The 13,034-nt window shown below is 69.5% G+C and carries 9 protein-coding genes and 1 pseudogene; 1 reads left to right on the top strand and 9 read right to left on the bottom strand.

All coding sequences use genetic code 11. The features are described 5' to 3' along the window. Nucleotides 1-51: 51 nt before the first annotated feature. Nucleotides 52-1,671, bottom strand: coding sequence for an MDR family MFS transporter (locus ACFC0B_RS15765; RefSeq protein ID WP_376086361.1), 1,620 nt, complete (start codon nucleotides 1,669-1,671; stop codon nucleotides 52-54). 255 nt (nucleotides 1,672-1,926) lie between these two features. On the opposite strand from ACFC0B_RS15765, the gene ACFC0B_RS15760 reads away from it, so the two are divergent. Then, nucleotides 1,927-2,553: a TetR/AcrR family transcriptional regulator gene (locus tag ACFC0B_RS15760; RefSeq protein ID WP_376086360.1), complete on the top strand. Its 627-nt coding sequence runs from the start codon at nucleotides 1,927-1,929 to the stop codon at nucleotides 2,551-2,553. A 28-nt stretch (nucleotides 2,554-2,581) separates the two neighbouring features. Here the strand turns inward: ACFC0B_RS15760 and ACFC0B_RS15755 are convergent, their stop codons facing one another. The 8 genes and pseudogenes from ACFC0B_RS15755 to lysX form a co-directional block, all read right to left on the bottom strand. Beyond that, nucleotides 2,582-3,430 carry a M23 family metallopeptidase gene (locus ACFC0B_RS15755; RefSeq protein WP_376086359.1) on the bottom strand — a complete coding sequence of 283 codons (849 nt, stop codon included), beginning with the start codon at nucleotides 3,428-3,430 and terminating at the stop codon, nucleotides 2,582-2,584. A gap of 406 nt (nucleotides 3,431-3,836) precedes the next feature. Further along, nucleotides 3,837-6,185: an immune inhibitor A domain-containing protein gene (locus ACFC0B_RS15750; RefSeq protein WP_376086358.1), complete on the bottom strand. Its 2,349-nt coding sequence runs from the start codon at nucleotides 6,183-6,185 to the stop codon at nucleotides 3,837-3,839. A gap of 352 nt (nucleotides 6,186-6,537) precedes the next feature. After that, entirely contained in the window at nucleotides 6,538-9,057 is a 2,520-nt protein-coding gene (locus tag ACFC0B_RS15745; RefSeq protein ID WP_376086357.1) for an ATP-dependent Clp protease ATP-binding subunit, read from the bottom strand. A gap of 589 nt (nucleotides 9,058-9,646) precedes the next feature. Further along, nucleotides 9,647-9,997, bottom strand: a complete 351-nt coding sequence (locus ACFC0B_RS15740) for an Lsr2 family protein (protein WP_344339286.1) — start codon at nucleotides 9,995-9,997, stop codon at nucleotides 9,647-9,649. A gap of 91 nt (nucleotides 9,998-10,088) precedes the next feature. Beyond that, nucleotides 10,089-10,625 carry an amino-acid N-acetyltransferase gene (locus ACFC0B_RS15735; protein ID WP_376086356.1) on the bottom strand — a complete coding sequence of 179 codons (537 nt, stop codon included), beginning with the start codon at nucleotides 10,623-10,625 and terminating at the stop codon, nucleotides 10,089-10,091. 9 nt (nucleotides 10,626-10,634) lie between these two features. Further along, a complete protein-coding gene (locus ACFC0B_RS15730) occupies nucleotides 10,635-11,096 on the bottom strand; it encodes a BlaI/MecI/CopY family transcriptional regulator (protein WP_376086355.1) in 462 nt (153 codons plus the stop codon). Nucleotides 11,097-11,215: 119 nt separating this feature from the next. After that, complete coding sequence (locus ACFC0B_RS15725) at nucleotides 11,216-11,338, bottom strand: hypothetical protein (RefSeq protein WP_376086354.1); 123 nt, start codon at nucleotides 11,336-11,338, stop codon at nucleotides 11,216-11,218. Nucleotides 11,339-11,342: 4 nt separating this feature from the next. Then, nucleotides 11,343-12,869 (bottom strand): annotated as a pseudogene (lysX, locus tag ACFC0B_RS15720) (bifunctional lysylphosphatidylglycerol synthetase/lysine--tRNA ligase LysX); the annotation flags it as partial. Nucleotides 12,870-13,034 lie beyond the last annotated feature (165 nt).

Raw genomic sequence — 13,034 nt, 5'->3', positions numbered from 1 at the left:
GAGGGCCCCCGTCCGCCGGTGCGGCGAACGGGGCCCCGGTGCGTTCCGGCGTCAGATCGCGACGGCCTCGATGTTGTCGGTCGCGGCGCCCTTCCTGCCCTCGCCGCCCTCGGCGGGCGGGTCGCCGGCCCCGCGCAGCGGCACCTCGCGCAGGAAGACCGCGGCGGCGACCGCGATCACCGCGACGGCGGCGCCCCACAGGAAGACGGTGTGCATGCCGTTGGCCACCGCGTGGTGGTAGGCGTCCTGGACCGGCGCCGGCAGCGCCTTGAGCGCGGCCGGGCTCAGCTGCGCCGGGTCCCCGCCCTGCGAGCCGCCCGCCCCGGCGGCCGAACCGAGCCGCTCGTTCATGGTCGCGGTGACCCGGTTGTTGAACAGCGCGCCGAACAGCGCCACACCGAACGAGCCGCCGATGGTGCGGAACAGGGTGGCGGTGGAGCTGGCCACGCCCATGTCCTTGAGCTCGACGCTGTTCTGCGCGACCAGCATGGTGATCTGCATCAGGAAGCCCATGCCGGCACCGAGCACCACCATCCAGCAGGCGGAGGTGAAGCCCGAGGTGCCGGTGCCGAGGGTGGAGAGCAGCAGCATGCCGGCGGTCATCACGACGGTGCCGATGATCGGGTAGATCCGGTACTTGCCGGTCTTGGTCACCGCCTGGCCGACCACCAGCGAGATCACCAGCATGCCGAACATCATCGGCATCAGCAGCAGGCCGGAGTTGGTCGCCGAGGCGCCCTGCACGGTCTGCTGGTAGAGCGGAAGGAAGACGGTCGAGCCGAACATCACGAAGCCGACCACGAAGCCGATGATCGAGACCAGGGTGAAGTTGAGGTTCCGGAACAGCGACAGCGGCAGCATCGGCTCCTGGACCCGCTGCTCGACGTAGCAGAAGCCGATCAGGGTGGCCGCGGCCAGCGCCGTCAGGCCGAGGATCTGCTGGGAGCCCCAGGCGTACTCCTGCCCGCCCCAGGTGGTGATCAGGGTGAGCGAGGTGATGCCGGTGGTGAGCAGCACCGCGCCCAGGTAGTCGATCCGGGCCTTGTTGCGGACCTTCGGCAGCTTCAGCGTGACGACCACGACGGCGAGCGCGACGGCGCCCAGCGGCAGGTTGATGTAGAAGGTCCAGCGCCAGTTCAGGTGGTCGGTGATGAAGCCGCCGACCAGCGGACCGCCGATGGTGGCGAGGGCCATCACCGCGGCGAACATGCCCTGGTACTTGCCGCGGTCGCGCGGCGGGACGAGCGCGCCCATGATCGACATCACGCCGACCATCAGGCCGCCCGCGCCCAGGCCCTGCAGGGCGCGGAAGCCGATCAGTTCGTTCATGTCCTGGGAGAGGCCGGAGAGCGCCGAGCCCGCCAGGAAGATCACGATCGAGGTGAGGAAGATGCCCTTGCGGCCGTAGAGGTCGCCGAGCTTGCCCCAGACCGGGGTGGAGGCGGCGGTGGCCAGGGTGTACGAGGTGACCACCCACGACAGGTGCTCGGCGCCGCCGAGCTCGCCGACGATGGTCGGCATCGCGGTGCCGACGATCAGGCCGTCGAGCATCGCGAGCAGCATGGTGACCACCAGGCCGATCATGACCAGGCGGATCTCGCGGGCCGAGCGGGGCTGCTCCTCCTCGGCCGGTTGCTTCTCGGGGGTGGTGTCGGCCTTGGGGTGTGACATGGGTGCGCGTCTCCCGGACAGGACGGCGGGCGACCGGCGCGGCCTGCGACGGCCTCCTTACTTGTCGCCCGGCTAGTTTGTGGACCGTCGGCACGGTAGGTTGTTCACTAGCCGGTCGTCAAGCCAGTTTTTCGGCAGGCGTCCTGGGCAGGAAGAATGAGCGCGGGAGCGGTCGCCCCGGAGGTGTCCGCCACCGCGCCGCGGCGGCCGACGGCCGCCGCGCAGACCGGACCACGACGCAGTCAGAGGCAGGCGATGGGCACGACGCACGGCCCCCGTAGCGACACCCGGGCGCGCATCGTCGCGATCGCCCTGGAGCTCTTCTCGGAGCACGGCTACGAGCGCACCTCGCTGCGGGAGATCGCGGACCGCCTCGGCGTCACCAAGGCCGCGCTCTACTACCACTTCAAGACCAAGGAGGACATCGTCCAGGGCATCGTGGCGGCCACCGCCGCCCCGATCGACGAGCTGATCGCCTGGGGGCGCGAGCAGACCTGGACGCCCGAGGTGCGGGACGAGCTGATCCGCCGGTTCGCGGCCGGGATGTCCGAGCGGGCGCCGCTGCTCCGCTTCTTCCAGGAGAACCAGCCCGCGCTGCGCGACCTGCCGGCCGGGCGGGAGTTCCGGGAGAGCATGATCGCGCTGGTCCGGCTGGTGCACGGCCCGGAGGCGACCTTCGAGGACCGGCTGCGTGCGGCGATGTCCCTGTTCACCATCAACTCGGCGCTCTTCCTGCTGCACCAGGACAAGGGGCCCGGAACCGGCCGCTACGTCAGCGAGGTGCCGGTCGAGGAGGCCACCCGGGAGGAGGCCGTCGAGGCCGCCCAGCACGTCGCGCTGGAGATCTGCCGACTGATCGGCAGGCCCGCACCGACGGACTGAGCGGCCTCGACGGGATCCGGACGGGGGATCAGAAGTCGGTGACCCCGCGGGCGGACAGGTAGGCGATCGGGTTGATCACCGCGCCGTACTGGTTGGCGGAGCGGATCTCGAAGTGCAGGTGCGGCCCGGTCGAGTTGCCGGTGGTGCCGGAGCGGCCGATCTGCTGCCCGGCCGCGACCCGCTGGCCCGCCGACACCGAGAGCGACGACATGTGGGCGTACTGGGCGTACCGGCCGTCGGCCAGCCGCAGCACGACCTCCTTGCCGTACGCGCCGTCCCAGCCGGCCGACACCACGGTGGCGTTGCCGACCGCGAGCAGCGGGGTGCCGGTGGGGATCGCGAAGTCCACACCGGTGTGGTACCCGGCCGCGTAGTGGGGGTTGCGCACGCCGTACGGGTTGCTGGTCGGCGCGCCCGGGACGGGGGCGGACCACTCGGGGGCCGGCGCGGGAGCGGGAGCGGGGGCCGGTTCCGGGGCGGGCGCGGGGGCGGGTTCCGGAGCGGGCTGCGGCTCCGGCTGCGGCACGGCGGCGGGGGCCGGCTCGGCGGCCTGCGGCAGCAGCAGGTTGGCCGCGACCGCCACGTACTCCTGGGCCGAGGCCTGCTCGGACGGCAGCGTGTACGAGCTCGGACCGGCGACCTGGACCAGCGCCGGAGCGGGCGCCGCCCCGTGCGGCGCGGTGAACGCCGAGCTGCCCGGGGTGGTCGGGGCGATCGTCTGCGCCGAGGCGCTGCCCGAGGCGGCCACGAGCAGCGCGCCGGTCAGGACGGCCGCGCCGGCCGCGGCGGCGGTGGTGGAGTGGTTGCGGCCGGTCTGCCGGAGGAAGGATTCGGCGAGCCGGCACAGGGCCGGCCCCAGAGGCGGGACGGAAAGCATCGGAGCTCGACCTCACGAACGTACGGGGGCAGCACGCTGAACCCGTTCGGGCGTGCTGAGCGGGGGACCACTCAGGTGTAACCGTCACCGAGCGGAGTCCCAAACCGTGTGACGTACTACGGCGTGTAGTCATCATCGGTCCGGGAATTCAAACCGACGGAGTAACGATCATGCGGTCGGATCGTCCGTTCACGGGGCGCCGGCCGGACGGCAGCGCCCGGCCGCGCTACTACCGCCGCTCGTACCGGTCCCGCGGGTTGTGAGCAGCACCACCCGGGGGGCGGGTTTGAAGCGCCGGGGGACCGCCCGGACGCACAAGCAATCCGGCCCGCCCCCGCGGGTGCGGGAGCGGGCCGGATCGGCTCAGCGGTGCCTGGTCAGGGACCCGGCGTCAGAGCGCGGTCGATCAGTTGTCGACCGGACGGACGCGGATCCAGGTCTCCAGGTAGTTCGAGGACTCGTTCTCGACCTCGATGCTGGTGCCCGTCTTCGGGACGATGACGGAGCTGTACGGGTTGTCCTTCGACCAGTAGGACTTCAGGTCGGAGAACTCGTCGACGCCCTTGGCCTTCGGGATGACCGTCTCGGCGCCGGCCCGGTGCAGGGTCAGGCCGTCGGTCTTGCGCGAGCCGAAGGTGGAGTCGTAGCCGTTGATGCGCGGGCGCATCAGCGTGCCGTCCTTCCACTTCAGCGGGGTCGGGTGCGAGTCGACCGGCAGGATCAGGCCCTGGCCCGGGTGGTTGGTGACGTTGTTGTCACTCTGCGACTCGTCCCAGTACCAGATCAGCAGACCGGGCTGGTACGGGTAGTGCTCGACCCAGAGCGGCTTGTCGGCGAAGCCGAAGTTGTACGGGCCGACCTTGAGGGTGCGGTCGTACGAGACGTACTGGCGGTTCTCGGCGATGTAGTACTGGTTGTAGTCGTTCGTGAAGCTGCCGGTCGTCCGCGAGAAGCCCTTGGCGGTCCAGCCGTTGTCGCCGTTCTCGGCACCGTCGGTGAAGACGGAGGAGCCGTCGGCGGTGATCGCCAGGTCGTCCAGGGCCAGGCCCTTGAGGTGCAGGCCGCCGTCGGTGACGTAGCGGAAGCGGACCTTGACGGCCTTGCCGGCGTAGGCGTCCAGCGGGAGGACGAGGTCGCCCCACTTGTCGCCCGAGTTGCCGGTCAGCGAGGCGTTGCCGGAGGGGTCCTTCGGCAGCGCGACGCCGTTGAAGGTGCCGCCCAGGGCGGTCCAGTTGTTGCCACCGTCGGTGGAGACCTCGGCGTAGCCGTAGTCGAAGTCCTGCTCGATGTCGTACCAGGCCTTGGCCGACAGGGTGGCCGAGGTCTTGCCGGTCAGGTCGACGTCGCGGGTCAGCGAGACGTTCAGGTCGTCCGCGCTGCCGCTCCACCACTCGTTGGCGCCCGCGTAGGGCTTGTTGATGGTGGTGGTGACGGCCTTCTTCGGCAGGTCGACGACCAGCGCCTGCGGGAGCTTGCTGTTGTACTCCGCCGGGCCGATGTGGTGGGTCGACTCGGTGCCGGCCTTGGCCTTGTCGAACTTCAGCCAGCCGAGCTTGAGCTTGCTCCAGGCGTCGAGGTCGTTCGGCATGTCGCCGATCGAGCTCTTGCCCTCGCCCAGCCAGGAGCCCGACGACATCAGCGACCAGAAGCCGACCGAGTTGTCGATGCCGCTGCCGGAGGTGTCGTACAGGTCCGGCAGGCCGAGGTCGTGGCCGTACTCGTGGGCGAAGACACCGAGGCCGCCGTTCTCGGGCTGCATGGTGTAGTCGCCGACCCAGACGCCGGTGCCGCCGACCGGGGTGCCGCCCAGCTTGTTGTCGGCCGGACCGGTGCTGCCGGCGCCGGTGCCGTAGACGTACGAGCGGTGGGCCCACAGGGCGTCAGTGCCCTGCTTGCCGCCGCCGGCCGACTGGTCCTCACCGGCGTGCACGATCTGGAAGTGGTCGATGTAACCGTCCGGCTCGTTGAAGTTGCCGTTGTGGTTGAAGTCGTACCGGTCCCACTGGTCGTACTGCGCGATGGTGGCCTTGATCTGCGCGTCCGTCTGGCCCTTGGCCTTCTGGTCGGCGACCCAGGTGTCGATCGCGTCGCGGATCAGGTCCTGCGCGTTGGCGCAGACGTGCTGGCCGCAGTAGTCCGAGCCGTAGCGGGCCTCGTTGTACTTGACCTTCACCCAGTCGGTGACCTGGCCGTCGACCGAGTAGCGGCCCGAGGACTGCTTCTCGTAGTAGGTCTTCAGCGAGTCACCGGACTTGTTGAAGTACAGGTCCTGGTAGTGCTGCTGGTTGTAGTCCGCCTGCCAGAGCGTCGAGTTGTTCGTCGCCGGGTCGGGCTTCTCGATCTGGTTGCGCTGCGGACCCGGGGTGCCGCCGTACTTGATCCGGCCGTCCGGCGTCTTCGTGGTGTTGTCGACCTCGTTGCCGAACTCCACCAGGATGGTGAAGATCTTGTCCGTGCGCTCACGGGCGAGCTCGACGTACTTGTCCTTGCCCAGCTTGATGCTGGTGCCACCACCGTGCTGCTCGACCTTGGCGGTGCCGTCGAGGAGCTGCTGGGTGGCGGCCTTCTGCTCGGCCTCGACCTTCTCGGTCAGCGGGCCCGGCAGGTTGTGCTCAGTGCTGGTCTGGACGGCGTCGGCCGGGTCCTGCGGCACGGGGGCGGAGCCGGCGGCGACGGCCGTGCTCGGGAGCAGCCCCGCGCCGAGCGCGGCTATGACCGCTGCGGCCGAGGCGACCGAAGCGGCTTTCCTGGTCATCTTCAACGTTGTGACGTCCTCCCCAAACCGGTCCGGCTCTTGGCCTTCCGGTAAACCAATGAAAGACAGGTGGACGTCATTTGATCCAAGCGTGGACGGAAAAGATAGACCTTGACCGTGACATGGCTACAGCGCTATGCTCCGCGACTTCGTATCAGCTGACGCACCGTCAACAACATTGACATTAAAGATGGCAGTAGCTTTGGTCGCACTCGCACCGACCCCCCATTCGGCCTCCGGCCTGCCCGTTCGTGGGCCGCGTCACAGCTTCGGCACCGGAACGGAAAACGGTTTGGGCCCCCGGCGCGAACGCCGGGGGCCCAAACCGTTTGCTGTTATCTGTTAAATGTTGCTACTTCGTCAGGTCGGGACCCGGCGAGGCAACGGCGGCCGGGGTGTCCGCGACCGCGGACTTCTCCTCGCCGCGGAAGGTGAACTTCGCTTCCTTGCCCTCGCCCTCGACGCCGACGACCACGATGTGGCCGGCCCGCAGCTCGCCGAAGAGGATCTTCTCGGAGAGGTGGTCCTCGATCTCGCGCTGGATGGTCCGGCGCAGCGGACGGGCGCCCAGGATCGGGTCGTAGCCGCGCTTGGCCAGCAGCTTCTTGGCCTCGACGCTGAGCTCCAGGCCCATGTCCTTGTCCTTGAGCCGCTCGTCCACCTTGGCGATCATGAGGTCGACGATCTGGATGATGTCGTCCTCGGACAGCTGGTGGAAGACGACGATGTCGTCGACACGGTTCAGGAACTCGGGGCGGAAGTGCTGCTTGAGCTCCTCGCCGACCTTCGCCTTCATCCGCTCGTAGCCGGTCTGGGTGTCGCCCTGGGCCGCGAAGCCCAGGTTGAAGCCCTTGGAGATGTCCCGGGTGCCGAGGTTGGTCGTCATGATGATGACGGTGTTCTTGAAGTCGACCACGCGGCCCTGGGAGTCGGTCAGGCGACCGTCCTCCAGGATCTGCAGCAGCGAGTTGAAGATGTCCGGGTGGGCCTTCTCCACCTCGTCGAAGAGGACGACGGAGAACGGCTTGCGGCGCACCTTCTCGGTCAGCTGGCCGCCCTCCTCGTAGCCCACGTAGCCGGGGGGCGAACCGAAGAGCCGGGAGACGGTGTGCTTCTCCGAGAACTCCGACATGTCCAGCGCGATCAGCGCGTCCTCGTCGCCGAAGAGGAACTCGGCGAGCGTCTTGGACAGCTCGGTCTTACCGACGCCGGACGGGCCGGCGAAGATGAACGAGCCGCCGGGGCGCTTCGGGTCCTTGAGGCCCGCACGGGTGCGCCGGATGGCCTGGGAGAGCGCCTTGATGGCGTCCTTCTGGCCGATGACGCGCTTGTGCAGCTCGTCCTCCATGCGCAGCAGCCGGGAGGTCTCCTCCTCGGTGAGCTTGAAGACCGGGATGCCGGTGGCGGTGGCCAGGACCTCGGCGATGAGCTCCTCGTCCACCTCCGCGACGACGTCCATGTCGCCGGCCTTCCACTCCTTCTCGCGCTTGGCCTTGGCCTGCAGGAGCTGCTTCTCGTCGTCGCGCAGGGACGCGGCCTTCTCGAAGTCCTGCGCGTCGATCGCGCTCTCCTTCTCGCGGCGCACGTCGGCGATCTTCTCGTCGAACTCGCGGAGGTCCGGCGGCGCGGTCATCCGGCGGATGCGCATCCGGGAGCCGGCCTCGTCGATGAGGTCGATCGCCTTGTCCGGCAGGAAGCGGTCCGAGATGTACCGGTCGGCCAGGGTGGCGGCGGCGACCAGGGCGGCGTCCGTGATGGAGACCCGGTGGTGGGCCTCGTAGCGGTCGCGCAGACCCTTGAGGATCTCGATGGTGTGCGGCAGCGACGGCTCGGCGACCTGGATCGGCTGGAAGCGGCGCTCCAGCGCGGCGTCCTTCTCCAGGTGCTTGCGGTACTCGTCGAGCGTGGTGGCACCGATGGTCTGCAGCTCGCCGCGGGCCAGCATCGGCTTGAGGATCGAGGCGGCGTCGATGGCGCCCTCGGCGGCGCCCGCGCCGACCAGGGTGTGCAGCTCGTCGATGAACAGGATGATGTCGCCGCGGGTGCGGATCTCCTTGAGGACCTTCTTCAGGCGCTCCTCGAAGTCACCGCGGTAGCGGGAGCCGGCCACCAGGGCGCCCAGGTCCAGCGTGTAGAGCTGCTTGTCCTTGAGCGTCTCCGGGACCTCGCCCTTGACGATCGCCTGGGCCAGGCCCTCGACGACGGCGGTCTTGCCGACGCCGGGCTCACCGATCAGCACCGGGTTGTTCTTGGTGCGGCGGGACAGCACCTGCATGACCCGCTCGATCTCCTTCTCGCGCCCGATGACCGGGTCGAGCTTGGCCTCGCGGGCGGCCTGGGTGAGGTTGCGGCCGAACTGGTCCAGGACCAGCGAGGTCGACGGGGTGCCCTCGGCGGGCCCGCCGGCCGTGGCCGACTCCTTGCCGCCGGGGGTCTGGTAGCCGGAGAGCAGCTGGATGACCTGCTGGCGGACCCGGTTGAGGTCGGCGCCCAGCTTCACCAGGACCTGGGCGGCGACGCCCTCGCCCTCGCGGATCAGGCCGAGCAGGATGTGCTCGGTGCCGATGTAGTTGTGGCCGAGCTGCAGGGCCTCCCGGAGCGACAGCTCCAGGACCTTCTTCGCCCGGGGGGTGAAGGGAATGTGACCGGACGGGGCCTGCTGGCCCTGGCCGATGATCTCCTCGACCTGCTGGCGAACGGCCTCAAGAGAAATCCCGAGGCTCTCCAGGGCCTTAGCGGCGACACCCTCACCCTCGTGGATCAGACCCAGGAGGATGTGCTCGGTGCCGATGTAGTTGTGGTTGAGCATCCGGGCTTCTTCCTGAGCCAGGACGACAACCCGCCGCGCGCGGTCGGTGAACCTCTCGAACATCGTTTATCGCTCCTCAGAGCGGTCGGGCAGTTCGGGGTCCGTCCCCGCCCTGTCCTTCCGCATGCTAGTCCCGCTCAGCGGCGCGGCCCACGGATTCACTCCCTCGAAGGGGAGCGAGATGCTGCGCGACCAGCCGACACCAATCCCAACCCGATGCTGGGAGACGGTGTTCCCGCACGGGGGCCGGATGCACCGGATACCGCTACGCCATCGGCGAACAACCTCCGCCGCGGCGCTGCCGGTGGGTGCCCGACCGGTCACGCGTCCTGCCCCGGACGGGGTCCCGGACCCCGTCCCCCAGCATTCATACCCGGTATCGGGGTGGTTCTCGCGCAGTTTCCGCGGTGGCGGTGTTCGCCTGGCGAGAAGTCGGGCCGCCGCTGACGGTGGATCAGCCGCGGCCGGCCGGCCGGTGCGCCGGCCCGGTGGCGTCCGCGTTGCCGCTCCGCCCTTACAGCGTTGCACAGGCCTTGACGGTGTGCGCCGCGGGGCGCGGAGGGTTCCCCTCCGCGCCCCGCGCGTGTGCCGAGGACGCCTCACGCGGCGGCCGGAACCCCGCACCCGTCCGGGCGGCCGGGCGTCGCCCGGTTCAGGACGCGTTGGCCTTCTCGTAGGCCTCGCGCACGTTGCTGGGGACGCGGCCGCGGTCGTTGACCTCCAGGCCCTGCTCCTTGGCCCACGCGCGGATCTTGGCGGTGTCCGGGACGCTGCCGGACGGGCGCGGGGCGGAGCCGCGGCCCGCGCGGCGGGTGCCGGCGAGGCGGCCGCTCTGCTTGCGCCCCTTCTCCACGTACGGCGCCAGCAGACCGCGCAGCTTGTCCGCGTTGGCGCTCTTCAGGTCGATCTCGTAGGCAACGCCGTCGAGCGCGAACGTGACCGTTTCGTCCGCCGACCCGCCGTCGAGATCGTCTTCAAGAATGACCTGCACCCTCTGTGCCACGGGCTTCCCTTTCCGCTAAACGACCCATTGCCTAAGGAAAGGAAAGCGCCTTTCTCCGGAAAACACAAACCCCTGGCCGTCCGGGGGCGGCTCACAGGTGCAGCAGCATGCGCGAGTTGCCCAGTGTGTTGGGCTTCACCCGCTCCAGGTCGAGGAACTCGGCGACACCTTCATCGTACGAGCGGAGAAGTTCTTCATAGACATCCGTAGCGATCGCCGCCGGGTCTGTCGTACCATCATCGGTTTCCTGGAGCTCTCCGATCTCCACGAAACCGTGTTTCGCGAAGAAGGCGACCTCGAACGTCAAGCAGAAAATCCGACGGACGCCGAGCCAGCGGGCGGTCTGCAGGAGCTTCTCCAGCAGCAGGTGTCCGACGCCGTGACCTCGGCAGGACCGGTCGACGGCGAGGGTGCGGACCTCCGCGAGGTCCTCCCACATCACGTGCAGCGCGCCGCAGGCGACCACGGTCCCGTCGTCGTCGCGTTCCGCGACCCAGAACTCCTGCACCGATTCGAACAGTGTGACGGTGGGCTTGTCGAGCAGAATCCCGTCGCGCGAGTAGGCGTCGATGAGCCCGCGCACTGCCCGCACGTCCGTGGTCCGCGCCCGGCGGATGGTGACCTCCATGGCGGGACGTTATCGCGCCGGTCCCGATCGGGTCTCCCCGGTATCCGCTCGGCTCCCCGGTTCGTCCCCCGGTCCGGTCTCCGGGGAATCCGGGGCCGCCGGATCGGACGGGGACAGAGCGGCCACCCGCAAGGCGTCCCGCAGCGCCTCCCGCTGCTCGGGCGACATCAGGCCGAAGAAGTGCACCAGGGCCGCGGCGGGATTGTCGCTCGTGGCCCACGCGTCGTTCATCAGGGCCGCCGTGTACGCCTCACGCGAGGAGACCGGTTCATATCGATAGGCGCGCCCCGCGCGGTCCCGGCGGAGCCAGCCCTTTCTGTGCAGCTTGTCCAGGACGGTCATCACCGTGGTGTACGCGATTTCCCGTTCCGACCGCAGATCCAGGAGAACCTCGCGAACCGTGACCGGTCGGTTCCACTGCCACACCCGGGTCATGATGGCGTTCTCAAGTTCGCCGAGTTGCCGGACCATAGTCCGGCCAGGATAGGGAGTGAATGGGGCAAATCTTGTGAAGTGCCGCCAAACCGGCGCGCCGCCACCCCCGGAATCCGGGAATGGCGGCGCGGCGTGCTCGCGGACGGCCGACGGGGTCAGTCGGCCAGGTCCTCCTTGGTCTTCTGGGCCCCGCCCTGGCTGCGGATGATGGCCCGCACCAGGAAGCCGAAGCCGATCGCCATGACCAGCGGCGGGACGATCGCGCTGACGTAGTCCATCAGGTCACTCCTCCTCGGTCTTCTCCGCCGCACCGGCGGACGCCTTGGGCTCCGGCTTCACCAGCGGGAAGAGCACGGTCTCCCGGATGTTCTTGCCGGTGAGCAGCATGATCAGGCGGTCCACCCCGAGGCCGAGGCCGCCGGTGGGCGGCATCGCGTACTCGAGGGCCCGCAGGAAGTCCTCGTCGACCTGCATCGCCTCGACGTCGCCGCCGGCCGCGAGCAGGGACTGCGCGGTGAGGCGGGCGCGCTGCTCGACCGGGTCGACCAGCTCGGAGTAGGCGGTGCCGATCTCGGTGCCGAAGATCACCAGGTCCCACTTCTCGGCCACGCCCGGGATCGAGCGGTGCTGACGGGTGAGCGGGGAGACCTCGGTGGGGTAGTCCTTGATGAAGGTCGGCCGGACGGCGTTCTCCTCCAGCAGGCGCTCGACCATCTCCAGCACGATCTGGCCGTGGCCCCACTCCTTCTCGAAGGGGATGCCGTGCTCGGCGGCCAGCTTGCGCAGCTCCTCGACGGTGGTCTCCGGGGTGACCTCGGTGCCGAGGTGCTCGGAGATGCCCGGGTAGACGCCGACCTCGGCCCACGGCTCGGCCAGGTCGATCTCGTGCTCCACGCCGTGCGGGTCCAGGCCCTTGATCACCGTGGTGCCCAGCGCGTCCCGGGCGGCGTTGATGATGGTGGCCCGGATCAGCTCGGCCTGGGTGTCGTAGTCGCCGTAGGCCTCGTACGACTCCAGCGAGGTGAACTCGGGGTTGTGGGTGGAGTCCGCGCCCTCGTTGCGGAAGTTGCGGTTGATCTCGAAGACCTTCTCCGCGCCGCCGACCACCAGCCGCTTGAGGTACAGCTCGGGGGCGATCCGCATGTAGAGGTCGATGTCGTACGCGTTGATGTGCGTCTTGAACGGCCGCGCGTTGGCGCCGCCGTGCACGGGCTGCAGCATCGGGGTCTCGACCTCGATGTAGCCGCGCTCCTCGTAGGTGCGGCGGATCGAGCGGACCACCTTGGACCGCAGGTGGAGGATCTCGCGGGCCTCGGGGTTGACGATCAGGTCGACGTACCGCTGGCGGACCCGGGCCTCCGGGTCGGTCAGGCCCTTGTGCTTGTCCGGCAGCGGGCGCAGGCACTTGGCGGTGAGCTCCCAGCGGTCCACCATCACCGACAGCTCGCCGCGCCGGGAGGTGATCACCTCGCCCTCGACGCCGACCTGGTCGCCGAGGTCGATGTCGGACTTCCAGGCCGCCAGCCGCTCCTCGCCGAGCTTGTCCAGGGAGAGCATCACCTGGAGGTCGCCGGACCCGTCACGCAGGGTGGCGAAGCAGAGCTTGCCGCCGGTGCGGGAGAGGATCACCCGGCCGGTGATGCCGGCCCGCTCGCCGGTCGCGGTGTCCGGGGCGAGGTCCGGGTGCTTGGCCCGGAGGTCGGCGATGGTGCTGGTGCGGGGGAAGCCGACCGGGTAGGGGTCGACACCGGCGGCCCGGAGCCGGTCCAGCTTCTCGCGCCGGACGCGCATCTGCTCGGGAAGGTCGTCGGTCGCGGGGATAGGGCTCTGATCGCTCACCCCACCAGGGTAGCCAGCCCGGACCGGTGCTCCGCCACGGGATTACCGTGCCGCGCGGTGCCGGCGGGGCCGCCGGAAACGGAACCGGGGAGGCCGGACCGGACGGATCCGGCGCGGCCTCCCCAGGAGGCGGTG

The sequence above is a fragment of the Kitasatospora sp. NPDC056184 genome, from assembly GCF_042268405.1.
Classification (GTDB): Bacteria; Actinomycetota; Actinomycetes; order Streptomycetales; family Streptomycetaceae; genus Kitasatospora.
Note: the sequence above shows the minus strand (reverse complement) of the source record. Positions and strands in the feature narration are given on the sequence as shown.

What these genes read in the sequence shown, in the direction of transcription:
- ACFC0B_RS15765 (WP_376086361.1), bottom strand. Translation starts at nt 1,671, where the DNA reads ATGTCACACCCCAAGGCCGACACCACCCCCGAGAAGCAACCGGCCGAG.
- ACFC0B_RS15760 (WP_376086360.1), top strand. Translation starts at nt 1,927, where the DNA reads ATGGGCACGACGCACGGCCCCCGTAGCGACACCCGGGCGCGCATCGTC.
- ACFC0B_RS15755 (WP_376086359.1), bottom strand. Translation starts at nt 3,430, where the DNA reads ATGCTTTCCGTCCCGCCTCTGGGGCCGGCCCTGTGCCGGCTCGCCGAA.
- ACFC0B_RS15750 (WP_376086358.1), bottom strand. Translation starts at nt 6,185, where the DNA reads ATGACCAGGAAAGCCGCTTCGGTCGCCTCGGCCGCAGCGGTCATAGCC.
- ACFC0B_RS15745 (WP_376086357.1), bottom strand. Translation starts at nt 9,057, where the DNA reads ATGTTCGAGAGGTTCACCGACCGCGCGCGGCGGGTTGTCGTCCTGGCT.
- ACFC0B_RS15735 (WP_376086356.1), bottom strand. Translation starts at nt 10,625, where the DNA reads ATGGAGGTCACCATCCGCCGGGCGCGGACCACGGACGTGCGGGCAGTG.
- ACFC0B_RS15730 (WP_376086355.1), bottom strand. Translation starts at nt 11,096, where the DNA reads ATGGTCCGGCAACTCGGCGAACTTGAGAACGCCATCATGACCCGGGTG.
- ACFC0B_RS15725 (WP_376086354.1), bottom strand. Translation starts at nt 11,338, where the DNA reads ATGGACTACGTCAGCGCGATCGTCCCGCCGCTGGTCATGGCGATCGGC.